This is a genomic window from Kitasatospora sp. NPDC001132, assembly GCF_053598415.1.
On the sequence record NZ_JBSFKF010000007.1, the window covers coordinates 37,790 to 59,738 of the forward strand.

Here is a 21,949-nt window from a genome sequence, read left to right on the forward strand (position 1 = left end):
ATTACGTAATCCGTGAGCCCCCGCTAGACGTCGGTCACGGGCCGGTCATGGTCAGCACCTTCGCCGACCGCTCGTCCACGAGCAGACCGTCCGCGCGCTGGATGAACCGGTAGACGATCTGGTCGGACTTGAAGTTCACGTCAAGCGACCGGTCGACCCGGAGAGGTCCCGCCAGCCGGATCGTGTACTTGGACAGGTCACCGAAGAAGACCTTGTCGTCCGGCATGCCCGGGTCGGTCAGCACCGGGGCGCCGTTGAAGGTCGACGGCTGGCCGGCGGTCAGCGCGTTCTGCCAGATGTACTGACCCTGGCCGTCCTTGAGCTTGCGCATCTTCGCGGCGGTCGCGTCGGACACGACGTACACGGCGCTGGACCGGTAGGGCTGCGGCAGCTCGAAGAACAGGTCGATCAGACCATCGGAGACGACCCCATCCTTGGCGGTCTTCGCGAACGTGACGGTCGCAGCCGGGGCCGCGGTGAGCACGCCCTTCGGCTGGCCGGTGCCGGTGCCGGTCAGGAAGTGCTGGCCCATGCCGTGGCCCAGCGCGGGACCGGCGTCGCCCACCAGGAACGCGACGAGATCAAGCGTCTGATCGGCGACGAACTCACTGGAGAGCGTGGACGCGTAGGCGTACTTGTAGGCACCCATGGACCGCTGGACGGTGGTCGGGGTGCTCTCCGGGATGGCGCCGTTCTCCGCCACGATGCCCGCCGACGCACGACCGGTGACCACGGTGAAGTCCATCGGCTCACCGCCCGTGGTGGACAGGATGGTGGCGCCGCCGCTCATCACGGTGGAGCGGGTGACCGCCTCCGCCAGAAGGCGGTTGAACAGGGTCCGCGGGATGACGTTCTTGCCCGTGGTGGTGTCGACCACCGCGCGCAGCTCCGCGCCGCTCTTGTGGAGTGCCTTGTCCGGGCGGAAGTCGATTCCGTCGCCCAGGCCGAGCGCCCGCAGCTCGTTCGCGGTCTCGTCGGCCTTGCCGCCGCTCTTGCTGCCGATCCCCTTGAGCTCGGCCATGAGCTTCTGTGCGGTCTCGCTGGCCCGGACGGCTTCGACACCGCGGCGAACCCGGTCGTCGTAGTCGGCGACGGCGGCCAGAAGCTTAGTCTCCTTCTCCCGCGCCTCAGCCGGCATCTCCCGACCGGCGAACTCGTCGGTCAGCGCCCGAAGCTCCGCGGTCGCCTTCTCGCGCGCCTCGAAGTTCGCGCTCAGAGTAGTAGCGTCCATCAGTGATTCCCCCCGTAGAGCAGCCCCCGCACAAGCGGCGGGAGCGTGAGTGTGTGGTCGGCAGCCGGTCCCCCGTCGGGACTGCCGTTGGTCCCCAGCAGCTCCACCAGGGAGCGAAGGGACGCCTGGGTGGTCGGGTAGGCCGGGTTCAGGACCGGGCCCAGCTCCAGCACGTCCATGCCGCTGATCTCCCGAACGGGAAGGCCGGTCTCCGTGTCGTCCTGGTCGGCCCAGCGCTGCCCGTCGCCCAGGATGCGGAACGTGAAGGACGACCCCCGTACGTCCCCACGCCGCAGCAGTTCGGCGACGTCCCGGCCGGTGGTGGTGTCTGGTAGGTCGATCTCGTACCAGCCTCCGGAGCCGTCCTCCCCGGCCCGAAGGGTGCCCGAACTCATGCGGCCCAACGGGTAGTTGGCGTCATGATTGAACGTCGCCAGGACGTCCCGCGCACCGTCCAACGACGCGGCACCGGCCCCGGGGATGATCCGCTCCCGGAAGCCCCCCAGATCGTGGCTCAGCTCGTTGAAGCGGTAGGCATAGCCGCGCATCGTGAGGCGGTCGCCTTCGGACCGGATCTCAGCCGGCAGGCTGAGGCTTCGGCGCTCCGGTGTCATCTGCTCCCCCTTCGGTGTCGTCTGGCTCCGCGGCCGGGTCGGTGGCCGCGGGCTCTGTGGCTGGGGGCTCTTCGTCCACCGGGGCAAGGTTCAGCGGCACCCGGTGAACGGCGCCCTGGCCGTCGGGTAGAGGCTCCAGGTCCTCCCAGGCGCGGACTTCATCGATCGAGTAGATCCCCTGCTGAAGGCCGGTGGAGTACATGTTCATGCGCTCCGCCGGGGCGCCCCGCTGGATACCGTCCAAGCTGAACTTCACGAAGAGCTGCCGGTTCGCGGACTCCGCGAACAAGAGCCGCGTGAACCCGGCTTCGATCCGCTCCAGCCACGGTCTCAGCGAGAACTGGGCGAATGCCTGGTTCTGCTCGGCCAAGCCGGAACCCCAGCTCGTGGAGTTCGTGGCGTCGGCGATCAGGTGCGGCGGAACTCCGAAAACTCGTGCGATTTCAGGCACTTGGAATTGTCGGGTTTCCAGGAACTGTGCTTCGTCCGGGGACATGCTGATCTTCGAGAACTTGGCGCCTTCGGTCAGCAGCGCCACCCGGTGGGCGTTGTCGACGCCGGAGTTGGCCAGCCGCCACGCCTCCCGGGCACGGGCCAAGCCCTCTTCGGACATGGCCCCCGGGACTTCGACCACGGCGCCCGGCGTGGCCCCGTTGGAGAAGAACTTGCCGCCGTAGGTCTGCGCCGCCAGGGCGAGACCGATGGACTCCCGGGCGAAGGCGATCGGCGAGACCCCGGTGAACGCCCCCGGCAGCATCATGCCGGGGATGTGCAGGATCTCCCGCGTCGTGAACCAGCCCAGCGCCACCGGGTTGCCGTCCCGGTCAACGTCCGTGGCGTGGAAGACCTTCCGCCGGCGTCCGTCGACCACCACCGTGTGAGTCTCGATCCGCGACGGATCAAGGACTTCCAGGCCGACGATCGACGGGCCGTCCCACAGCACCGCCAGATACGCGTTGCCTTCGAGCAGCAGCGACAGCACCACCTGGGACAGGAGATCGATCCGCCCCAGCCCCCCGGGCTCCGCCGTCGGGTAGTCCAGCCACAGCGGCGACCGGACGAGCTTCCGCGCGCCTCCCCGACGGGAGTACGTGGCGACCGGCAACGTCGCGATGGTCTCCGACAGAAGCCGGACACAGCCGAAGACCGCGGACACCTTCAGTGCCGTGGTCGCGTCGATCCGCTGCCCGGACGCCGTGACCTTCCCGTGAAGGACCAGAGCCTCCGCGGCGTCCTCCCACTGGGCGCGCTGGACGACCGTCGGGGCACGGCCCCGTATCAGGTCACGCCAGAACCCCATGACCACCACCCCCCGTGTGTGGTCACGGATTACGTAATCCGTGAGCTAGAGATCATCGAAGTACTCGGCGGAACCGCCGAAGGTGAACACCTGCCCGTCCTGCTCCCAGGTGGCGAGGATCGGCGAGTCCGCGAAGTCCGGGTTCTCGTCCCGGTACATGACCGCCCCGTGGACGGCCAGGATCATGGCAACGGCAAGGTCGATCTTGCGCTTCGACCCGGCGTGCTCCTTCGTGATGCGCGCCCCGTGCCGGTCTTCGCGGAGAACCGCGTTCCCGATGTGGCGGGCAAGAGCCGGGTGCCCGTCGTGGGACAGCCGCCCGTCCCGGCACGCGTCGTAGACGCTCTGGGTCGCCGGGACCATCCTCTTGAGAGAGTTCGTCGGGAACGCCTCGATCGGATACCCCTCCGCTTCGAGGGTGTCTAGCGTCTCCTCCCAGCGGTACGGGTCGGCGACCAGAAGCCGCACGTCGTACGTGGCCAGGGCAGAGCGCAGAGCGTCCCGCACGTCCGCCATGGGCACCCGCCAGTGCGCATCCCCAGCCGGCGCCTCCCAGTGCCCCAGGACGAAGACGCAGAGATCCGACAGGCGGACGGCAACCAGGGCCGTGGAGTCGCCCTTCCACGACCCGTCGAAGCCGCAGACCACCGCGTCCCCGGGGCGGATCGTTTCTGCAACTGCCAGGGACTCCCAGAGCCCATGAGGTAGCCACGTCGACCCGCCCCGGACGAACTGCGACAGGCGGTAGATCCGGAACGAAGCCTCGGAGCTGCGCGCAGCAGCCGCCTCGAAGTCCGCTTCGTTCAGGATCTCGAAGCTGGGGTTGCAGCGCTGCCAGACGGCCGGGTCAAGGTGGTCGACCTCTTCGCCCAGGCGCGGACCCCATGACCGGAAAAAGAGCGTCGGGTCCGACTCCTCACCGGAGTTGACCCGCTCACCACGTCCGCAGAGCAGCGCGAACGGGCCGTCCGGGTCCGGGCCGGCAGTGGACACGACCCAGGTGATCGGCTGGTTGCGCGCCGCGGAGCCGAGCGTCAGCGCGTCGAACAGGTCCGCCGACTTGCTGAACGCGTACTCGTCCAGCGAGACCGCCGACGGGTTCAGGCCTTGCTGCCGACCGGCGTCCGCGGAGACGACGCGGTAAGTGGAGTCCTTGAAGCGAATGACGTCGCGCTGGACAGAGCAGATCGCCGACAGCTTCGGCGACGCGTTCACCATCTGCCGCGCCGAGTCGAAGACCATCCTGGCCTGATTGCGGTCGTTGGCCGCAGCGATGATCTGGCGCTGGGTGTCGGCCTTGTCGGCGATCAGGTGGTACAGCATGATCGCCGCGGCCAACGTCGACTTGCCGTTCTTCCGCGCGATGCACACCACGGCCAGGCGGTGCTTGCGAACCCAGCGACCGGCGCCGTCCTGGCGCAGCTCGTACGCATCGACCAGCAGCTCCCGCTGCCAGGGCAGCAGACGGAAACGCTGACCGGCGAACGAACCCGTCAGGTGGCAGTGGTGCTCAATCCAGTTGGCGACGCGGTACCCCTCCGAAGGGAACGGTGCGTCGTCGGGGATGTGCCGAGCGATGACGGGATCAAGGGTGGCCAAGCCGACCACCCCCCGCCATGTTCAGTTAGAAGTCTTCGGGGCTCGTGGCCACCCTCCGCGCCTCAGCGGCGACAATGCCCAGCCGCATCCGGGCTTCCGGCGTGAAGCCGATCGCGGTCTCGATCGACCGCAGCTCCTTCTCCGTGGACTCCACGTAGCGGAGCATGGGGTGGGCCACCGGCTGGCCGTTGTACCCCTCCGACATGAACCCGTCGGCAGCGACCACCGCCAGCAGCTCCGCCCGCCGGTCCTGGAGTTCGCAGTACCGCAGGATGATGTACCGGTCCGTTTCCGGCGAGTAGGCCCCGGCCCCGGCCGTCCAGACCGTCCGCCACGCCTCCCGGCCGACCTTCCCCAGGTGAGCCGGCACGCGCGGAGCACGACCTTCGTGGACCACCGGGGCGGGCGAATCCAGCGCCGCCGAAGGGTGGCCGGTTCGGTGGTCCGGCGACTTCGCTCGGGACACCCTGACCACCTCCTAACCGGCGCTTCGACCCCCTTAGCAGGTGCCTTTCTCCGGGCCCCTCAGCACCGCTTCGCCTACGCGGCGCGGCAGTTGATCACTGGGGGCGCCTGGGTCCGGCATCACACCCAGGGTGCGTTTTTCGAGCTGGGGCCGGGATCGCCGGCGGGCACGGCCGGGAACTTCCGGAGCGCCCCACCCAGCCAGCCAGACGTTCAGTCAGAGCGGTGATGGTTTGATGACAGTCAGTCACGGGAAGGTCCATCGCGCGTCGGCAGCGAGCCGACCAGTGAGGAGACAGCTATGTCCGAGACCACGCCCAACTCCAAGGGACCGGCCCCGGTCCAGGTCAAGCCCGAGACGACCGAGTCCGCGCTGATCCCGGCCGACCAGGTCAAGCCCGAGGATGTGGGCGCCCTGTCGATCGAGTACCGGGACGGTCAGCCCGTGATCGTCGTCAGTGGCGGGAAGTACATCCCGGCCGAGCTCCCCATCGTGGACAGTTCTGGCGTGGCATACGCGACCCGATTCGCCTGGCAGAACGGCGCGGCGGTCCTCGGCACACCCGACCCAGCTACCCGGGTTAGGGAGTGGCTCGCCCCCATCGCCATTCAGGCCAGCCCGTTCATCGCAGATCGCAGCTGACCTCCCGCAGCACCGCTACGAATGTGATTACTTCGGCCCCGGTACGGACCTCTCAGAGCCCGTGCCGGGGCTTCGTGCTGTCAGAAGGGCGGACGCTGGTGGTCGAAGTCCCGCCGCGTCTTGGCCTTGTGGCACGCCTTGCAGAGCACCTGAACGTTGTCGTCCACGTCCTGGCCGCCGAGTGCGAGCGGCTGTCGGTGGTCGATGTCCACGCCGCTGGGCAGGAAGCTCCCGCCACACGCGGCACAGTCACCGCGTCCGGCCTTCCGTACTGCCTTCCGCAGACGAGCCGCCGCGTCGGTGCCAGCCGCTATGGCTGCCCGCCGCTTGCGATGTGACTGCCTCGTCCGACCGGCCTCATAGGCCCGACGGTGCTCGTCGCATCGGCCGTCACGGGTGGCCCACCCCCTACAGTCAAGGCACCGTATGTTCATGACCCCCCTCCCCCCTTGAGCCACGGATCACGTGATCCGTGACCCCCCTTCGGTGGTGGGACCGCGTGAGCTTGCGACCCCTTTCGGCAATGGCTACTCGTGGGCGACGCGGCCCCTTCGCCGCACGACTCCGGCGGCACCCCCGGTAGCGCGGGGGTCGTGGTGCATGGGCGAAAGGAGACAGGGCGCTCTGACCACCTGCCATGGAGGGGTGTGCGGCACTCCCCGTCTCCCACCTTCCCTAGAGCGCAACGACTTCCCGGGGCTCCCCCGTGTCCCCCCGTTCCCCGGGGCGCTGCGGCTCTGCCCCCTCTAGAGCGCAAGCCCTTCCCGTGGTGGTCTGGTGTTTAGTGCGCCGATCCTGACTTCCCTATTTGCTTCTATGGTGTGTTGAGAACGGGCACCAAAACACCAAAACACCATCGGCCCGCTGTGGTGCTGTCGTGCGCACGCCACATCAGCCGGCACAAGAGAGCCCCGCCCGACCCGGGTAGGTCGAACGGGGCCACAGGGTGTCAGGCAGCGGCGGCTGTCCTCTTGCGGGCCGCGCGTCGTCCGGCGGCGATCCGAACTGCCCGATCCTCCGTCGTGGACCGGACGGCCAACTCCACCAGGATGGGCTTCTCGGGGGTTTCCGAGGCGGTCTCAGCAGCCTTGCGGCGGGCCCGGGTCAGCTCCACGTGGTCCAGGGCCGTGCTGATGGCCTTGCCAGCGTCGGGGCGGCTTTCCGCCTTCCACGTGACCTTGAGCCGTTCAGCGACCGGGGCCCCGCGCTTCCCGCGGCCGGAGACGTGGACGAAGTCGATGTGGGTGGCCGCGGCTTTCAGCAGTGCCCGCTGCCCTTCGGCGTCCTGGGCGCCCCAGAGCCGGGCCAGTGACTCCGGCGCCATGAGGGGGCTTAGGTCAGCCTCCCGGGACAGGTCGGCTAGCTCTTTCTGGAAGGCCGTGATTTGCGTGGTCAGCTTGGCGCTCAGTTCGGTGTACCGATCCTCTGCAAGCGTGCCAGCAACGAAATACGCGTCTTCGAGCTTTCCCTTTCGCGTTTGTGCATCCTTTAGGGCAGCGTCGACCTTGACGCGCTTTTCCTCCTTCTCCGGGTCATCATACTTGAGCCATTCCTTCGCGATATGCGCGATGACGTCCGACTCCGGCGGGAGACTGAGAATGTGATTTTGCCACATTTCCGCAATTGCGGATTCCGTTTCGAGCCGGTTAATCGAAGAGCCCTTGCATGACGACACGCCTTCATTCTTACGCTTTTCGCAGTAGAAGGAAACTCCGGCATTCGTCATGCGCCCCTTGCAGTAGGGGCAGCGAAGTGCCGTGTTCGCGACGCACTTCGCTTTGCGCTTCCCTCGGGTGCGGTCGCCTATCGAGGTTCCTGGGCGGGAACGACTTGCAAGGTTCTTTTCGATGATGAGGTGTTCGGCGTAAGTGACGACGCCCTCTCCGCAGGAAACGGGGAATCCGTCGGAGTCGAGTAGCGCCGTCCCGCCTCGGTGCCATTTGTCGATGGGTACGCCGTGTTCGTCGGTCATGCGTTCCTTGACCACCACAATTCCGGCCCAGGACAGCGAGTGCGCAAGGGAGATGATTCCCGTGGCTCCCCAGGGCTTTCCGGTGCGGGTGACGAATCCACGGTCGTTCATGGCGTAGGCGATTTGCTGGGGCGTGCGGTTCTTGATCAGGCCGATAGCGATACGGCGGGCCGGAATGAACTCCGTGGGGTGCCGGACCAATTTCCCGGTCTCCGGGTCATACATGAGGCCGTACGGCACGACTCCGCCCGTCCATTTGCCTTCGGCCCGGTGCGCGTCAAGGCCGGTCTTCGAGCGGAGCGCAATGTCCTTGGATTCTTCGCGTGCGCGTTCCGAGAGGATCGCCCAGACGATTCGGGAGCCCTGGGAAGAGTCCAGTCCTTCGGTGACGCTTACCGCACGGGCAGTGCGCTTGTCGAACTCATCAAGAAGAAGGCCTACCTGCCCCATTCCACGCCGGGAAAGGCGGTCCGACTTCCATACATAGAGCGTCTTGGCGCGACCCTTGAGAATATCGCCCGTGGCGCTCTCGAATTCCTCACGGAAAACGTGAGCCTTGGATGCGCTGCGCTGCTCGAAGTAGACATGCGCGATTTTGATGCCGTCACGGTCGGCAGCCCGGACGATATTCCGGAGATGCTGACGAAGCGTCGTGAGATCGTCGGACTTCTGAGACCGCCGAATGTAGGCGATTCCCAGTTCCGTGGGGTCTCCGGTCGGGACGTCCCAAAGGCCTAGCTCTTTGAGTTCGTCATCTTCGAAGCCCATCTTGCGAAGGGTCTGGTAGTCGGCACGCTGCATGGTCAGTCCTAGGCTGTAGGTCTCTGACCAACCCAGAGCGCAGCGACTTCCCGCGCCGGGGTCAGAGAGTTATTGCAGCCTTCGACCAGGGGCAGGCGATGTCGGACCAGATCTCGACCTTCATGCGGGGGGCTCCAGGGGGCGTCTTGTCAGGTGTGGACAAGACGGGTGAACGGTGAACCATCTCGGTACATTCCCGGCACCCCGCCGATCAGGCCGCGGGCGGCGCCGGGACCACCAGCACCGGGCAGGCCGCGTGGTGCACGACCGCCGAACTCACCGAGCCCATCAGCAGCCGGGCGAAGCCTCCGTTGCCCCGGGTGCCGACCACCAGCGTGTGCTGCCGGGTCGCCGCCTCCAGCAGCACCTCGATCACGTTGCCCAGCACCACGTGCAGCGACAGCTCCCCCGCGTACGGCGCGGGGCGCTGGCGCTGAACGGCGGCCACCGAGCGGCGCAGCCCGTCCGCCATGCTCTCGACCAGCGTCTCCACGCTCTCCTGCACCAGCTCCGTCATGCCCGGCGGGTAGCCGGCCGGCGCCGGATTGACGACGGCGAGCACGTACAGCGGCAGCCCGAACAACTCGGCCTCCGTCATCGCCCGGTCCAGCGCCCACAGCGACCCGTCCGACCCGTCACACGCCGCCAACACCCCCGGCGGCCGCCCCGACGGCGGACGCCCCAGCACCGACAGCACGACCGGCACCTCCCGCCCCGCGCTCCCACCGGCCACCGCACGTCCTCCTCGCCCCGGACCCACACCCCCGCCATCATCACCGCCCCGTCCACCAGGGCCCGGCAACCGCGCCGCAGACCGGGGCCGACGGACGGGAGGGCCGGGGCCCGCAGGCGGCAGGCCGGGGGACCGGCGGGAGCAGCCGGTGGTGTCAGGACGTGAGCGCGGGTTGGCGGGGGGCGGGCAGGCCGGTCCAGCAGGCGCCGTGGCGGCGGGCGCGGACGCGGCGCAGCCACAGCTCGGTGGAGACGAGGTCCGCGAGGCCGGCGAGGGCGGCCGGGGAGAGCGGGGTGGCGGGGTCGGCGGAGCGGGCGAGGTCGGCCCGGACGGCGGGGAGGTCGATCAGGCCGGCTTCGGCGAGCAGCGGGGCGTCGAAGAGTTCGGCGAGTCCGTCGGCGGCGAGGCACAGGCCGGCGCGGGTGGGGGCGGTGCGGTCGGGGCGGGGGCTCCGGCCCCAGTCGGGGGGCAGGTCGGTGCGGCCGGCGCCGGTGAGGACGGCGTGCAGGAGGGCGTGCCGGGCGCCGGGTTGGAGGCGGACGTCGTCGGGCAGCAGCCGGGCGGCGCGCACCACCTGGTTGTCGAGGAAGGGCGCGTGCAGCCGCTGGCCGGGCTGTTCGGCGGCGTGCACGAGGGTGCGGAAGGAGCGCGCCTGCCGGTAGAGGGCGTGCCGGGCCCGGTGCGCGCCGGGGTGTTCCTCGGGCGCCGGTCTGCGCGCCGCCAGGCGCAGCCGCAGCGCGACCGAGGAGAGCGCCTCGTCGGAGAGCCAGCGGGCGGCCGGGCCGGGCACGCACCAGGCGAGGTCGACGGCCGAGCGGGCCCCCGCCGTGCCGTCGCCGTCCGGGACGTGGCGGGCGGTCAGCCTGGCGGCCGCCTCGTCCAGCGCCTCCGCGTAGCGGACCCGGGAGAGCCGGTGGGCGGCCCGGAGCACGGTGAGCGGGGTGCGCAGCGTGCCGGTGAGGACGCCCGCGGCCGCCCGGTCGGCGCCGGCCAGCGCGACGACCGGGGGCAGGAGTTCGCGTGGCCGGCCGGCCCGGATCAGGTCGGCGAGCCGGGCCGGGTGCCCGTCCAGGACCTGGCGGGCGCCGTAGCCGGTGAGGTGGTCGGTGCCGCCGGCGTCGAAGCGGGCCTCGGCCCGGGCGGCGGCGACGAGTTCGGGCCCCGGCTCGTCGGTGAGCCGGCCGGACCGCGGGTCGGCGTCCAGCCCGGCGTACGGGAGGGTGTCCGGGCCGGGGTCGAGCACGGTGTGCCGCAGCCGCGGGGTGTCGGGGGCGAGCACGAGGCCGGCCGGGGGCTCGGTCTCGCCGAGGGTGACGGCGGCCAACTGCTCGGGGGCGGCGGGTTCCCGGGCGGTGGCGCGGGCCCAGGAGCCCTTGACCGCGCCGCTCCTGGCCCCGGCGGTGGCGGCCCGGGCCGCCGGGACGGACGCCGTGGACGCGGCGGCCGTCGGCGCCGGCGGCAGCGGGACGGCGGCGGCGAGCAGCGCGACGGTCGCGGAGGCCGTCCCGTACGAGAGGTCGACGCCGAGCCGGGCCCGCCCGGCCGGATCGAGGGCCGGGGTGGTGGTGCGGACCCGGGAGCGGACGGACTCCAGCAGGGCGCGGGTGAGTTCGCGGACGGCGGGCGCCTCGTCGCGCGGCTGCTCGGCGCCGGCCGGGTCGTCGTAGCCGGACAGGTACGGGCGGCCGCCGCGGATGCCGAGCACGTGGCCGGGCGGCACCCGCTGGACGCCCAGGTACGGGGTGCCGGTGCCGAGCGCCTCGGGGGACTCGGGGCAGGCGAGCCGGGCGGCGAGGTGGCCGGTGTCCAGCGGGGCGCCGACCAGGTCGGCGAGCGGCAGGGCGGCGGTGGCGTACGCGGTGCCGCCGGCCCACGGGGTGTGGAAGACGGGCCGGGCGCCGGCGAGGTCGGTGAGCAGCAGGGTGGAGCGGGTGCCGGAGCGCAGCACGACGGTGTAGCTGCCGGGCCAGGCGGTCAGGTGGCGGACGGCGCCGCCGCGGGCGGCGGCGAGGCCGGCGGCGAGTTCGGCGTCGGTGGCGCCGCAGTGGCCGAGGACGGCGAGCCGGGAGGTGGCGGGGGTGTCCTCGACCTGGTCGGGGGCGGTGGGGCCGGTGCTGACCACGGCGGGGGCGCCGGGGCGGAGGGTGACCAGGCGGATCTCCCCGGGGCGCCAGTCGCCGACGGCCCAGAGCGGGTCGGGCCCGGCCCACAGGGGCCGCGCGGCGATCGGCTCGACCCTGCCGAGCGTCTCGTGCGCCGGGGTGCCCGCGCTCGGCGCGCCCGTGCACCAGCCCGTCAGCCACCGCATCGCGCCTCCACCGGACGAGGACCTGCATCCGTACGACGCGTTCGCCGCCGCCGGGCGGCCGGGTGGGGTGCCTGACCGGCCCGCGCCGTCCCGGCGTGCCCCGCAGCTCGACGCGCCGTCAGGAGACATCGTGCCACCGCGGGGCGCCGCCGTGGTCGGTGTTCCGGGTTCCGTTTCCGTTCGAACCGGCCGTTCGACGGCCGACGCGGCCACGACGGCGGACGGGGGTGGGCTCCCGGTCGCGCCCGCCGGACCGCTCCGGAGCCGGGGGGCTCCCACGCCGCCTCGACCGCTCCGGGTGAGCAAGTTCCGCGCGCCGGAGGCGAGTTCGATCCGTCCGGCATTCCCGGGGGCGGGCGGGCCGGGCCTCCCCCTCCCCGGCCCGGAACCACCCGCGAACACCTTTGACATGGGCATCGCGAGATGGCCGAAAGGTGTCGCCCGGCCCGGGAGGGCATCCGCATGCCCTCCCGGACTTCACCGCCACCCGCGGGGATTGAGGTGGCGGCTTCCCCCGGCCCGCCGGGTCCTCGACGGCAGGCCGACCCACGACCACCAGCGAATCGCCGACCTGCCGGTCGGGCCAGGGAGCACGGCCGGGCGCACGTGAACACGGGACCGGAGCACGAGGCTCCGGAGCGCCGCGCGGTCGGCCGGATCCGAGTGGTCCGGACCAACTCCGGTGCGGCACCGCCGAGTGCGCGATCCCGCCATCCGGAATGCGACCTCTTAACCGTCGGAACGCGTCCGACTACGCTAGGTACTGCAGCTACGACCCGGTGCCGCCCGGGCCCCGCGCACAAGGCCGCAGGAGGTGCAGCCGCCACCATGACCGTCAGCCCACGTGGACCGAACGAACGGCTCGGCACGCTCCTGACCCTCGCCCAGATCAGCAACGCCGGGCTGGCCCGCAGGGTCAACGACCTCGGCGCCCAACGCGGGTTGACCCTGCGGTACGACAAGACCTCGGTGGCCCGCTGGGTCAGCAAGGGCATGGTGCCGCAGGGGCCCGTCCCGCACCTGATCGCCACCGCGATCGGCGGCAAGCTCGGCCGGCCCGTCCCGCTGGAGGAGATCGGCCTGGGCGACACCGACCCGGCGCCCGAACTCGGCCTGGCCTTCCCGCGCGAGGTCGCCGACGCGGTCCGCTCCGCGACCGACCTGTGGCGGGTCGACCTCGACCTGCGCCGGGGCCCCGGCGGCGGCCGCTGGAGCGACAGCCTGGCCGGCACCTTCTCGGTCGCCGCCTACGCGACCCCCGTCTCCCGCTGGCTGATCAACCCGGCGGACGGCTCGGTGGCCCGCGAGGTCCCGCGCTCCCCCACCGACACCTCCTCCTACCGGGTCGGCCACTCGGACGCCGCCAAGCTCCGCGAGGCCGCCCAGGAGGCCCGCCGCTGGGACTCCAAGTACGGCGGCGGGGACTGGCGTTCGTCGATGGTGCCGGAGTGCCTGCGGGTGGAGGCGGCGCCGCTGCTGCTCGCCTCGTACAGCGACGCCGTCGGCCGGGCGCTGTTCGGCGCGACCGCCGAACTGACCAGACTGGCCGGTTGGATGGCCTTCGACACCGGGCAGCACGAGGCCGCCCAGCGCTACTACATCCAGGCGCTGCGGCTCGCCCGGGCCGCCGCCGACGTGCCGCTCGGCGGCTACGTGCTGGCGTCGATGAGCCTCCAGGCGGGCTACCGGGGTTTCGCCGAGGAGGCGGTGGACCTCGCCCAGGCCGCGCTGGAGCGCAACCGGGGCCTGGCCACCGCCCGCACCATGAGCTTCTTCCACCTGGTGGAGGCCAGGGCCCAGGCCAAGGCACGCAACGCGGCGGCGTGTGCGACGGCGCTCGGCGCGGCGGAGAGCGCTCTCGAACGGGCGCGCGCCGGGGACCCCGATCCCGCGTGGATCGACTTCTACGCCTACGACCGGCTCGCCGCCGACGCCGCCGAGTGCTTCCGCGACCTCGGAGTGCCCTCCAAGGTCCGGCAGTTCACCCGCGAGGCGCTGGCCACGCCCACCGAGGGCTTCGTCCGCTCGCACGGCCTGCGGCTGGTGGTCTCGGCGATGGCCGAGGCGGAGGCGGGCAACCTGGACGCCGCGGTCGCCGCCGGCGAACGCGCCGTCGAGGTGGCCGGCCGGATCTCCTCGCAGCGCAGCAGGGAGTACGTGGTGGAGATGCTGCGGCGGCTGGAGCCCTTCCAAGGTGAACGCCGGGTAAGGGAGTTGACCGAGCGGGCCCGGGCGGTGATCGTCGCTCCGGCCTGAGCGGCGCCCGCGCCCGGTGTGCGGGCCTGGCGTGCGGGCCCGGTGCCACGATCCGGGCCCGCCGGTGGATCCCGACGGTAAATGGAGTGCGGCGGCGGGAGGGGCCTGGCTAGGGTTTCTCCCGTCCAGGTGCGCAGGCAGAGGTTACTTCCACTCCAAATGGGCAGGTCGCGGGTTCGAATCCCGTCATCGGTGCTCCGTGCCGGTGTAGCTCAGTCGGCCAGAGCAGCTTCGTCACCTCAGCCGCCTTCGATCTCTGGACACCTACACGTGAACAGATTCCGCACCTCCCGGTGCGACGGCCGCGGTTACTTCTTGGTGAGGCGTCCGCAGGACGCCGCGGTTCGAGCCCGCGAAACACCGCCGCCATCCTTGATCTCGGGAGGCAACGCGTTCCGGAGTGCCCGGTGCGCAGGCGGGGGTTACTTCGGATCTTGCGGTTCCGGGTTCGAGTCCCGGGCGTGCCGTGCGCGAGCGCGGCCGCCGGCTCAAATCGGACAGAGCACAAGGCATACACCTCCGCCGATGTCGGCCGCCCGCGGCCGGCACGAACTCGGGCACCCCTGGCCGCGGCATGCCTCCCTCCCCACTGACACCAGCAGGCCGAGGGGGCTGCCGCATGTCCAGGTTCAACTTCCGCAGGACCAAGGCGAGTCCGAGCTCGCCGGTGGCCACCACCGGCCTGCGCACCGTCAACCACAACGGCGGCACCGGATTCGTCCGGGACCGCAAGTCCGAGCTCTTCCTGCTCGCGGTGGCCAACATGGTCGGCCAGGACACCTTCCACGAGCGCGGCGGCGAACGCGACGACCGCTACACCGCGCTGGTGCGCGAACTCGCCGTCACCGAGCCGGAGTGGACCCTCGGGCTGCTGCGCTGGCTGCGCCACGGCGCCCAGATGCGCACCGCCGCCCTGGTCGGCGCCGCCGAGTTCACCCGGGCCCGGCTGGACGCGGGCGCCCACGGCCACTCCCGGCAGGCCGTCGCGGCGGTGCTGCGGCGCGCCGACGAGCCCGGCGAGCTGCTCGCCTACTGGACCTCGCGCTACGGCCGGGCGCTGCCCAAGCCGCTCAAGCGCGGCGTCGCCGACGCCGTCCGGCACCTGTACGACGCCCGCGCGCTGCTCAAGTACGACACCGCGGGCAAGGGCTATCGCTTCGGCGACGTGATCGAGCTGACCCACCCCTCGCCGGCCCCCGGGAAGGAGTGGCAGGGCGCCCTGTTCGCGTACGCGCTGGACCGCCGCCACCGGCCGGAGGAGGCCGTCCCGCCGGCCGCCGACCGGATGCTGACCGCCAACCGGGCGCTGCTCGCGCTGCCCGTCGAGGAACGCCGGGCGGCGGTGACCGCCGAGGGCGGCGCCGAGCGGCTGGCCGCCGCCGGGCTGACCTGGGAGGCGCTGGCGGGTTGGCTGCAGGGGCCGCTGGACGCCGCGGTCTGGGAGGCGGTCATCCCCTCGATGGGACCGATGGCGCTGGTGCGGAACCTGCGCAACTTCGACCGGGCCGGGATCTCGGACGCCGTCGCGGCCGAGGTGGCCCGGCGGATCTCCGACGGGGGCGAGGTGCGGCGCTCGCGCCAGTTCCCGTTCCGGTACCTGGCCGCGCACCGCAACGTGACCTCACTGCGCTGGGGGCACGCGCTGGAGACCGCGCTCGGCCACTCGCTGGCCAACGTGCCCGAACTGCCCGGCCGGACACTGGTCCTGGTGGACCGCTCCGGATCGATGTTCGACCGCTCCGGCGGGCCGACCGAGCTCAACCGGGCCGACTCGGCGGCGATCTTCGGCACCGCGCTGAAGGTCCGGGCCGCCGAGGCGGACCTGGTCGAGTTCGGCACCACCAGCCGGGTGGTCGAGGTGGGCCGGGGCGAGGCGGTGCTGCGGGTGCTGGACCGTTTCTCCGACCTCGGCGGCACCAACACCGCCGACGCCGTCCGCACCCACTACCGCGGCCACGACCGGGTGGTGATCGTCACCGACGAGCAGACCGGCCCGAACCACCGGGGCGGCGACCCGCTCGCCGCCGTCCCGGCCCACGTGCCCGTCTACACCTGGAACCTGGCGGGCTACGCCACCGGCCACGGCCCCAGCGGCGGCGCCCACCGGCACACCTTCGGCGGCCTGAGCGACGCGGCCTTCCGGCTGATCCCCCTCCTGGAGGCCGGGGCGAACGCCCGCTGGCCCTGGGAGGAGTAGCGGAACGCCGGGGAGAGGGGGGAGTCACCGAAGGGGACGGCTCCCCCTCTCTCCCGAGGCCGGAGCGGCGGCGGCCGGACCGGGCGGCGGGAAGCAGCGGCCGGACCGGGCGACGGGAAGCGGCGGCCGGCCCCGGCGCTCGGGCGGATGAGCCCGGTCACAGGCCCCGCCGGAGCGCCCCGACAGCCCCGTAGACTCGGGTGATTGTGACTGCCACCGCCCCGATCCCCCAGCCCTCGCCGTCCGCCCGGCTGTCCGCCGCGCCGGCCGCCTACCCCGCGCCGATGTACCCGCACAAGGCCACCGAGGCCCAGCACCGCGAGCGTCGCATCCGCAGCTTCCAGCCGCGCCGGGGCCGGATGACCAACGCCCAGGCGAGCGCCCTGGACCGGAGCTGGGAGACGTACGGCATACCCATCGACGGCACCCCGCTGGACCTGCCGGAGCTGTTCGGCGGCCTGCCGGTGACCCTGGAGATCGGCTTCGGCATGGGCGAGACCACCGCCGCGATGGCCGCCGCCGACCCGGACATGGGCATCCTCGCCGCCGACGTGCACACCCCCGGCCACGGCAACCTGCTCGGCCTGCTGGAGCGCGACGGTTCCCGGAACGTCCGGACGGCCGCCGGCGACGCGGTGATCCTGCTGCGCGACATGCTCCCGGACGCCTCACTGGCCGGTCTGCGGGTCTACTTCGCCGACCCGTGGCCCAAGCCGAAGCACCACAAGCGCCGGCTGGTCCAGCCCGCCTTCCTCGACCTGGTGCTGCCCCGGCTCGCCCCGGGCGCCCTGGTGCACTGCGCCACCGACTGGGAGCCGTACGCCGAGCAGATGCTGGCCGTGCTGTCCGACTCCCCGGAGCTGGAGAACCTGCACCCCGAGGGTGACGGGACCGGCTGGCTGGAGCCCGCGGACCACCCGGACGGCAGCATCCCCGGCTACGCCCCGCGGCCGGACTGGCGTCCGGTCACCAAGTTCGAACGGGCCGGGATCGCCAAGGGCCACGTCGTCCACGACCTGCTGTTCCGCCGCCGCTGACCCACCGGCGCCGTTCGAACGGGCGCCCGTGCGGCGGCCGTTCGGGCCGGCCGGGGACGGCCGGCCCGGCCCGATTCCTCCCGACGGGCCGCCACCGTGGCCTACCCTGTGCCGCATGGGCAGCCCGTCCGGCGGCGGGTTCCGGACGAACGGCCGGACGACGGTCAGCGCCGCCGCCGACGCACCGGAGACGGTCCCGAGCACCGGCGGCACCCGGACCATCCCGGGGCCCCGGAGGCGCCGGGCCCACCGCCTGCTGTCCCGGCCGGGTGCCGCCGCCGGACCGGTCCCGGCCTTCGGCCCGGGGGAACGGCGCCGGAGGCCGGCCGGGGCCCCGCCGGGCCGCGGCCGCTCGATGGCGCTCTCCTCCGTCACCGCGACCACCGTGCTGACCCTGATCGGCTGCGGGGTACTGATCCTCCACCTGGTCCAGCGGCAGACCGGCACGGTCGGCCTGCTGGTCGGCCTGGGCCTGGCGATGGTGCCGCTGCCGTTCGTCCTCGGCGGCCTGGCCTGGCTCAACCTCACCGCGCGGGTGCCACTGCGGCACACCGTGTTCTGCCTCGGTTGGGGCGCCTGCGCGGCCACCACCGTCGCGATCCTCGCCAACAACTGGACGGCGAGCTACGTGACCCGGCACCGGGGCCCGTTCGGGGAGCTGCTCGGCGCCGGGATCGCCACCCCGGTGATCGAGGAGACCGCCAAGGCCACCGCCCTCCTGGTGCTCCTGCTCCCGCTCGGCCAGCGGCTGCGCTGCCGCGGCCGCCACACCGGGCGCCCCTGCGCGCCGCTGCTGCGCCGGTCGCCAGCGCCCCGGAGCCCGCGCCCGTACCCGCGCCACCCGGTCGGACCGCACGCCCGCGGCCGGCTGCGGCTGCGCCCGTACCTGCGGCCGCTGCCCTACCTGCGCCCCGCCCCGCCCTCCGGCGGGCCGCACCAGCGCTCCCGACCGCGCACCCTGGCCGCCGGGATGGTGCTCGGCGGGATGGCCGCCTGCGGCTTCGCCTTCACCGAGAACGCCCTCTACCTGGGCCGGGCCTTCACCAGCGACCAGCGCCAGCGGCTGGACAGCATCGGCCTCGGCGACCCGCCCAGCCTGCGCGACTTCGACAGCACCGTGCAGACCTTCGTGCTGCGCGCCCTGCTCTCCCCCTTCGCGCACCCGCTGTTCACCGCGCTCACCGGTATCGGCCTGGCCGTCGCCCTCACCACCGCGCGGCGCTGGCTGGCTCGGTTGGCGGCGCCGGCCGGGCTGCTGCTGGCGATGGCGCTGCACGGCACCTGGAACGCCGCCGCCGACCTCGGTACGGACGGCTTCCTGGTGGTGTACGGGGCCCTGATGGTGCCCTGCTTCGCCGCGCTGGTCTGCTTCGCGGCCTGGGCGAGATGCCGCACGGCCCGGCATCCGCTGCCCGGCCGGGTGCCGGGCAGCGGGGCGTCCTGAGGAACCGATTTCCCATCTCGGCGACTTCCCCGTATCGTTGTGTTCACCGACGCGGGGTGGAGCAGCTCGGTAGCTCGCTGGGCTCATAACCCAGAGGTCGCAGGTTCAAATCCTGTCCCCGCTACTCAGTAGCCGGAAGGCCCGGAGGATTCGTCCTCCGGGCCTTCCGCGTTTCCGGGTACGGGCAGAACACGGTCCTGCCACGAAGCTGTAACAGCGGCCGATCCCATGATCCGCTGTCGGAGGCCTGAACCATACTGATGAAAAATTCATCACATTTGGGGCGGGCTGTTCGGGCCGCCCCGGACAGGAATCACCTCATGCTGTCGAAGCGACTGGTCAGCACCGCCGCGATCTGCCTCGTCCTGGCCGCCGGCACCGCCGCGTGCGGTAGTGAGAAGAGCGACGGGAAGGGCGGCGACGCCAAGGCGGGCGCCTCGAAGAAGCTCGACACCGACAAGCTCAGCGCCCAGGACATCATGAAGCAGGCCAAGGACGCCCTGGCCTCCGCGACCTCCCTCAAGATGGCCGGCACCATCGACGCCGGCGAGGGCAAGATGGAGATGAACCTGTCGCTGGACAACAAGAGCCAGTGCACCGGCACCATGGCGATGCCGGGCATGGGCAAGTTCGAGATCATCAGCGACGGCAAGACCTCCTACGTCAAGCCGGACACCGCCTTCTGGACCAACGTGGGCGGCCCGAACGGCGCCAAGGCCGCCGAGCTGTTCAAGGGCCGCTACCTGACCGGCTTCGAGAACGACCCGTCGATGGGCTCCCTCACCAGCGTCTGCAACCTGGCCGAGTTCAGCAAGAAGATCACCGAGGACAAGAGCACCAACGAGAAGGCCGAGAAGGGCTCCGCCGGCGAGGTCAACGGCGTGAAGACCTTCAGCCTGAAGTCCACCGACCCCAAGGGCGGGGTCTCGACCATGCAGATCGCCACCGAGGGCAAGCCCTACCCGGTGCGGGTCGAGCACTCCGGCGGCGAGGACGGCAACGGCAAGATGGACTTCAGCGACTTCGACAAGCCGCTGACCATCCAGGTCCCGTCGCCCGACAACACGGTCGACTTCACCAAGTTCAAGGACCAGCTCAAGAGCGCCTGAGCGACGGCCGCGGCAACCCGCGAAATAAATCCGTTGCCCTCCGACCGGGGTGCTGCCTACGCTGGCAGCACACTGAAGGGAGGTGATCCTGAGTTGAGTTACATCAGGATGCGTGAGGTGGCTGCTCGCTAGAGCCGCCCCTGCCTGCGCAGGGTGAGGCCCTCGGCCTCCGGCAGGCGAAATCCAAGCAGTCACCCGGCCCGCGGGCTCACCGGTACATCCCCGGTGCCTCGGCGCCTGGCCAGTGCACGGGCCGGCGCGGAGGAGCAGCCCGCGGGCCGTCTGCGTTCCCGGGGAGCTTCCGGCATCGGTTCCGGAGGCTCCCCGCGGCGTGTCCGGGGTCAGCCCGGGGCGTGGCCGGCGGGGCTGCCCGGGATGCGGCCGGGAGCCACCAGGGGCGTGGCCGCGGCTGCGGCGCCGCGGCGCTAGAGTCGGCCCGGATTCCGGGGCGGAGCGGCGCGGACACAGGGGGTAGGCGATGGCGAAGGCGCGACGGCTGGGCGGCGGGGCGACCGTGCTGCGGAAGGCGCGGTGGGGCGCCGCCGGGGCGCTGGCCGGGACGGGGCTGGTCGGGCTGCTGCTGTTCGCGCTCGGCCGGGAGCACCTCTGGCAGGCGCTCGGCGGCGGGCTGGTGGTGATCGGGGCCTCGGTCGCGCTGGGCGGCGGGCTGGGCTTCCTGTTCGGGGTGCCCCGGGTGCGCGGCGGCGCCGGCTCCGAGGAACCGCCGGGCTCGTACGCGCCGAACACCAATTTGGAGCAGGTCTCGGACTGGCTGACCAAAGTGCTGCTGGGCGTCGGGCTGACCCAGCTCGGCTCGCTCGGCGAGCGGCTGCACGACCTCGGTACGGCGCTGGCGCCCGTGCTCGGCGGGGGCGAGGCGGCGGTGCCGTTCGCGGCGGCGCTGGTGCTGTACTTCCTGGTCTTCGGCTTCCTGGCCGGCTGGCTGGTGACCCGGCTGGCGCTTCCCCAGGCGCTGACCGAGACCGACCAGGCGCTGGACCTCTTCCTCGCCGGACAGGACCGCGACCGGCACGGCGACAAGGTGGGCGCGGACGACCTGCGGGTCCGCGCGATGCAGCAGCTCGGACTGCTGGGCGGTACCACGCAGCGCCCGGCCGCGCTGGCCGGGCAGCTGCCGCCCGCCTCCGGCACGCCGGCCGGCCCGGAGGGCGTGGTGGCGGAGGTCCGCTCGACCGCGCGGCGCTCGGCGCTGACCGCCGAGCAGGTGCGGGCCCTCTTCGCGGACGGCTCCGAGGGCCGGCGGATCCAGGCGCTCGCGCTGATGCAGGGCGATCCGGCGCTGGCGGACCTGCGGAGCGTGCTGGACGCGATCGAGCACCCGCGCTCCGACTTCGAGCAGTACCACGCGCTGCTGGCCGCCCGGGGACTGCTGTCCCGGCTGCCCGCCGCCGGGGCGCAGCGGCTGCGGGACGCGGTGGCGCGGCAGCTGGTCGACCCGCGGGGCATTCCGTACGGGTCGGACCGCAGCTGGCTGGCGGAGAAGATCCTCTCCCGGCTCCCGGCGGCGGCCGTCCTGCCGGAGCAGCAGTCGGCGCCGCCGGCCGCGCAGGCCGTACCGGCGGTGCCGGACCGGCCGGGCGGGCCGTCCGCCGAGGCCGCCTCCTAGGAGCCGACGGTGAAGCGCAGTTCGGGCCGGTCCCAGGTGATCCTCCCGCGCGCGGGGAAGGTGCCGACGCGTTCGGCGCCCACCCGCAGGTAGAAGTGCTCGGCGCGCGGATGGGAGACCACGCGCACGCTGGTGACCCCGGCCGCGCGGGCCTGCTCCAGCATGTGGGCGATCAGTTCGCGGCCGGTGCCGCGCCCCTGGGCCTCGTCGGCGACGAACATCAGGTCAAGCTCGGCCGGTTCGCGGATCAGCCCGTAGAAGCCGAGCAGCCGGTCGGTGGCCGGGTCGGTGGCGAGGAACACCTCGTGGCCGGCGATGTACTCGGGTGTCACCCGGTAGCCGTCGACCATCGGCGCGTACTCGCCGTGGTAGGCGGAGGAAGCCTGGATCAGGTCGGTGAGCCGGTCGGCGTCGGTCTCGTCGGCCCGCCGGATCGTCGTCTCGGTCATGCGGGCAAGTATAGGGGCGCTCCGCACTAATGACTATTACATAACCTGGTCGTCGGGCCGCCCGGCGGCGGCGGTCGGCAGCCCGGCTCGCGCGCCTCGGCGGCCAGGACGTCCGAGGGAGCGGGGGGAATGCCGGCGGCGGCCACCCGGTCATCCGGACACGC

At 72.1% G+C, this 21,949-nt stretch carries 17 protein-coding genes and 2 tRNA genes; 9 read left to right on the plus strand and 10 right to left on the minus strand.

Translation table 11 applies throughout. From position 1 onward, the window contains the following. Window positions 1-34: 34 nt before the first annotated feature. The 5 genes from ACWDBE_RS11800 to ACWDBE_RS11820 are packed head-to-tail and all read right to left on the minus strand — an operon-like array spanning window position 35 to window position 5,114. Window positions 35-1,231 carry a phage major capsid protein gene (locus ACWDBE_RS11800; protein ID WP_449807879.1) on the minus strand — a complete coding sequence of 399 codons (1,197 nt, stop codon included), beginning with the start codon at window positions 1,229-1,231 and terminating at the stop codon, window positions 35-37. Next, a complete protein-coding gene (locus ACWDBE_RS11805) occupies window positions 1,231-1,845 on the minus strand; it encodes an HK97 family phage prohead protease (protein ID WP_449807880.1) in 615 nt (204 codons plus the stop codon). The genes ACWDBE_RS11800 and ACWDBE_RS11805 overlap by 1 nt, the downstream gene beginning before the upstream one ends. Next, window positions 1,808-3,145: a phage portal protein gene (locus ACWDBE_RS11810; RefSeq protein WP_449807881.1), complete on the minus strand. Its 1,338-nt coding sequence runs from the start codon at window positions 3,143-3,145 to the stop codon at window positions 1,808-1,810. Before ACWDBE_RS11810 ends, ACWDBE_RS11805 begins: the two co-directional genes overlap by 38 nt. Before the next feature lie 45 nt (window positions 3,146-3,190). Beyond that, the gene (locus ACWDBE_RS11815; protein ID WP_449807882.1) at window positions 3,191-4,744 is read right to left on the minus strand and encodes a terminase large subunit domain-containing protein; all 1,554 of its coding nucleotides are present in this window, start codon (window positions 4,742-4,744) and stop codon (window positions 3,191-3,193) included. A gap of 25 nt (window positions 4,745-4,769) precedes the next feature. Then, window positions 4,770-5,114, minus strand: coding sequence for a phage terminase small subunit P27 family (locus ACWDBE_RS11820; RefSeq protein ID WP_449807883.1), 345 nt, complete (start codon window positions 5,112-5,114; stop codon window positions 4,770-4,772). A 396-nt stretch (window positions 5,115-5,510) separates the two neighbouring features. On the opposite strand from ACWDBE_RS11820, the gene ACWDBE_RS11825 reads away from it, so the two are divergent. After that, a complete protein-coding gene (locus ACWDBE_RS11825; RefSeq protein ID WP_449807884.1) occupies window positions 5,511-5,852 on the plus strand; it encodes a hypothetical protein in 342 nt (113 codons plus the stop codon). An 80-nt stretch (window positions 5,853-5,932) separates the two neighbouring features. Here the strand turns inward: ACWDBE_RS11825 and ACWDBE_RS11830 are convergent, their stop codons facing one another. From ACWDBE_RS11830 to ACWDBE_RS11845, 4 genes are all read right to left on the minus strand, one after another. After that, window positions 5,933-6,286 (minus strand): HNH endonuclease, encoded by a 354-nt coding sequence (locus ACWDBE_RS11830; protein WP_449807885.1) that lies wholly within the window; start codon window positions 6,284-6,286, stop codon window positions 5,933-5,935. 515 nt (window positions 6,287-6,801) lie between these two features. Further along, window positions 6,802-8,625, minus strand: a complete 1,824-nt coding sequence (locus ACWDBE_RS11835; RefSeq protein ID WP_449807886.1) for a recombinase family protein — start codon at window positions 8,623-8,625, stop codon at window positions 6,802-6,804. A gap of 211 nt (window positions 8,626-8,836) precedes the next feature. Next, a complete protein-coding gene (locus ACWDBE_RS11840; RefSeq protein WP_449788091.1) occupies window positions 8,837-9,358 on the minus strand; it encodes a universal stress protein in 522 nt (173 codons plus the stop codon). Between the two features lie 154 nt (window positions 9,359-9,512). Further along, the gene (locus ACWDBE_RS11845) at window positions 9,513-11,666 is read right to left on the minus strand and encodes an asparagine synthase-related protein (RefSeq protein ID WP_449788090.1); all 2,154 of its coding nucleotides are present in this window, start codon (window positions 11,664-11,666) and stop codon (window positions 9,513-9,515) included. An 828-nt stretch (window positions 11,667-12,494) separates the two neighbouring features. On the opposite strand from ACWDBE_RS11845, the gene ACWDBE_RS11850 reads away from it, so the two are divergent. From ACWDBE_RS11850 to ACWDBE_RS11885, 8 genes are all read left to right on the plus strand, one after another. Further along, window positions 12,495-13,922 (plus strand): MFS transporter, encoded by a 1,428-nt coding sequence (locus ACWDBE_RS11850; protein WP_402415666.1) that lies wholly within the window; start codon window positions 12,495-12,497, stop codon window positions 13,920-13,922. Window positions 13,923-14,050: 128 nt separating this feature from the next. After that, window positions 14,051-14,114 (plus strand) — tRNA-OTHER (locus ACWDBE_RS11855). A gap of 427 nt (window positions 14,115-14,541) precedes the next feature. Further along, a complete protein-coding gene (locus tag ACWDBE_RS11860) occupies window positions 14,542-16,119 on the plus strand; it encodes a TROVE domain-containing protein (RefSeq protein ID WP_449788089.1) in 1,578 nt (525 codons plus the stop codon). A gap of 206 nt (window positions 16,120-16,325) precedes the next feature. Continuing rightward, window positions 16,326-17,156, plus strand: a complete 831-nt coding sequence (gene trmB / locus ACWDBE_RS11865; protein ID WP_449788088.1) for a tRNA (guanosine(46)-N7)-methyltransferase TrmB — start codon at window positions 16,326-16,328, stop codon at window positions 17,154-17,156. Window positions 17,157-17,271: 115 nt separating this feature from the next. Continuing rightward, window positions 17,272-18,600 (plus strand): PrsW family intramembrane metalloprotease, encoded by a 1,329-nt coding sequence (locus ACWDBE_RS11870; protein WP_449807887.1) that lies wholly within the window; start codon window positions 17,272-17,274, stop codon window positions 18,598-18,600. Between the two features lie 50 nt (window positions 18,601-18,650). After that, window positions 18,651-18,724 (plus strand) — tRNA-Met (locus ACWDBE_RS11875). A gap of 196 nt (window positions 18,725-18,920) precedes the next feature. Beyond that, window positions 18,921-19,709 carry a hypothetical protein gene (locus tag ACWDBE_RS11880; RefSeq protein ID WP_449788086.1) on the plus strand — a complete coding sequence of 263 codons (789 nt, stop codon included), beginning with the start codon at window positions 18,921-18,923 and terminating at the stop codon, window positions 19,707-19,709. Between the two features lie 478 nt (window positions 19,710-20,187). Further along, the gene (locus ACWDBE_RS11885; protein ID WP_449807888.1) at window positions 20,188-21,336 is read left to right on the plus strand and encodes a hypothetical protein; all 1,149 of its coding nucleotides are present in this window, start codon (window positions 20,188-20,190) and stop codon (window positions 21,334-21,336) included. Here ACWDBE_RS11885 and ACWDBE_RS11890 read toward each other — a convergent pair. Continuing rightward, the gene (locus ACWDBE_RS11890; RefSeq protein WP_449788084.1) at window positions 21,333-21,785 is read right to left on the minus strand and encodes a GNAT family N-acetyltransferase; all 453 of its coding nucleotides are present in this window, start codon (window positions 21,783-21,785) and stop codon (window positions 21,333-21,335) included. The two genes, ACWDBE_RS11885 and ACWDBE_RS11890, sit on opposite strands and share 4 nt — an antisense overlap. Window positions 21,786-21,949 lie beyond the last annotated feature (164 nt).

What these genes read in the sequence shown, in the direction of transcription:
- ACWDBE_RS11800 (WP_449807879.1), bottom strand. Translation starts at nt 1,231, where the DNA reads ATGGACGCTACTACTCTGAGCGCGAACTTCGAGGCGCGCGAGAAGGCG.
- ACWDBE_RS11860 (WP_449788089.1), top strand. Translation starts at nt 14,542, where the DNA reads ATGTCCAGGTTCAACTTCCGCAGGACCAAGGCGAGTCCGAGCTCGCCG.
- ACWDBE_RS11885 (WP_449807888.1), top strand. Translation starts at nt 20,188, where the DNA reads ATGGCGAAGGCGCGACGGCTGGGCGGCGGGGCGACCGTGCTGCGGAAG.
- ACWDBE_RS11845 (WP_449788090.1), bottom strand. Translation starts at nt 11,666, where the DNA reads ATGCGGTGGCTGACGGGCTGGTGCACGGGCGCGCCGAGCGCGGGCACC.
- ACWDBE_RS11870 (WP_449807887.1), top strand. Translation starts at nt 17,272, where the DNA reads ATGGGCAGCCCGTCCGGCGGCGGGTTCCGGACGAACGGCCGGACGACG.
- ACWDBE_RS11830 (WP_449807885.1), bottom strand. Translation starts at nt 6,286, where the DNA reads ATGAACATACGGTGCCTTGACTGTAGGGGGTGGGCCACCCGTGACGGC.
- ACWDBE_RS11810 (WP_449807881.1), bottom strand. Translation starts at nt 3,145, where the DNA reads ATGGGGTTCTGGCGTGACCTGATACGGGGCCGTGCCCCGACGGTCGTC.
- ACWDBE_RS11880 (WP_449788086.1), top strand. Translation starts at nt 18,921, where the DNA reads ATGCTGTCGAAGCGACTGGTCAGCACCGCCGCGATCTGCCTCGTCCTG.
- ACWDBE_RS11805 (WP_449807880.1), bottom strand. Translation starts at nt 1,845, where the DNA reads ATGACACCGGAGCGCCGAAGCCTCAGCCTGCCGGCTGAGATCCGGTCC.
- ACWDBE_RS11825 (WP_449807884.1), top strand. Translation starts at nt 5,511, where the DNA reads ATGTCCGAGACCACGCCCAACTCCAAGGGACCGGCCCCGGTCCAGGTC.
- ACWDBE_RS11890 (WP_449788084.1), bottom strand. Translation starts at nt 21,785, where the DNA reads ATGACCGAGACGACGATCCGGCGGGCCGACGAGACCGACGCCGACCGG.
- ACWDBE_RS11835 (WP_449807886.1), bottom strand. Translation starts at nt 8,625, where the DNA reads ATGCAGCGTGCCGACTACCAGACCCTTCGCAAGATGGGCTTCGAAGAT.
- ACWDBE_RS11850 (WP_402415666.1), top strand. Translation starts at nt 12,495, where the DNA reads ATGACCGTCAGCCCACGTGGACCGAACGAACGGCTCGGCACGCTCCTG.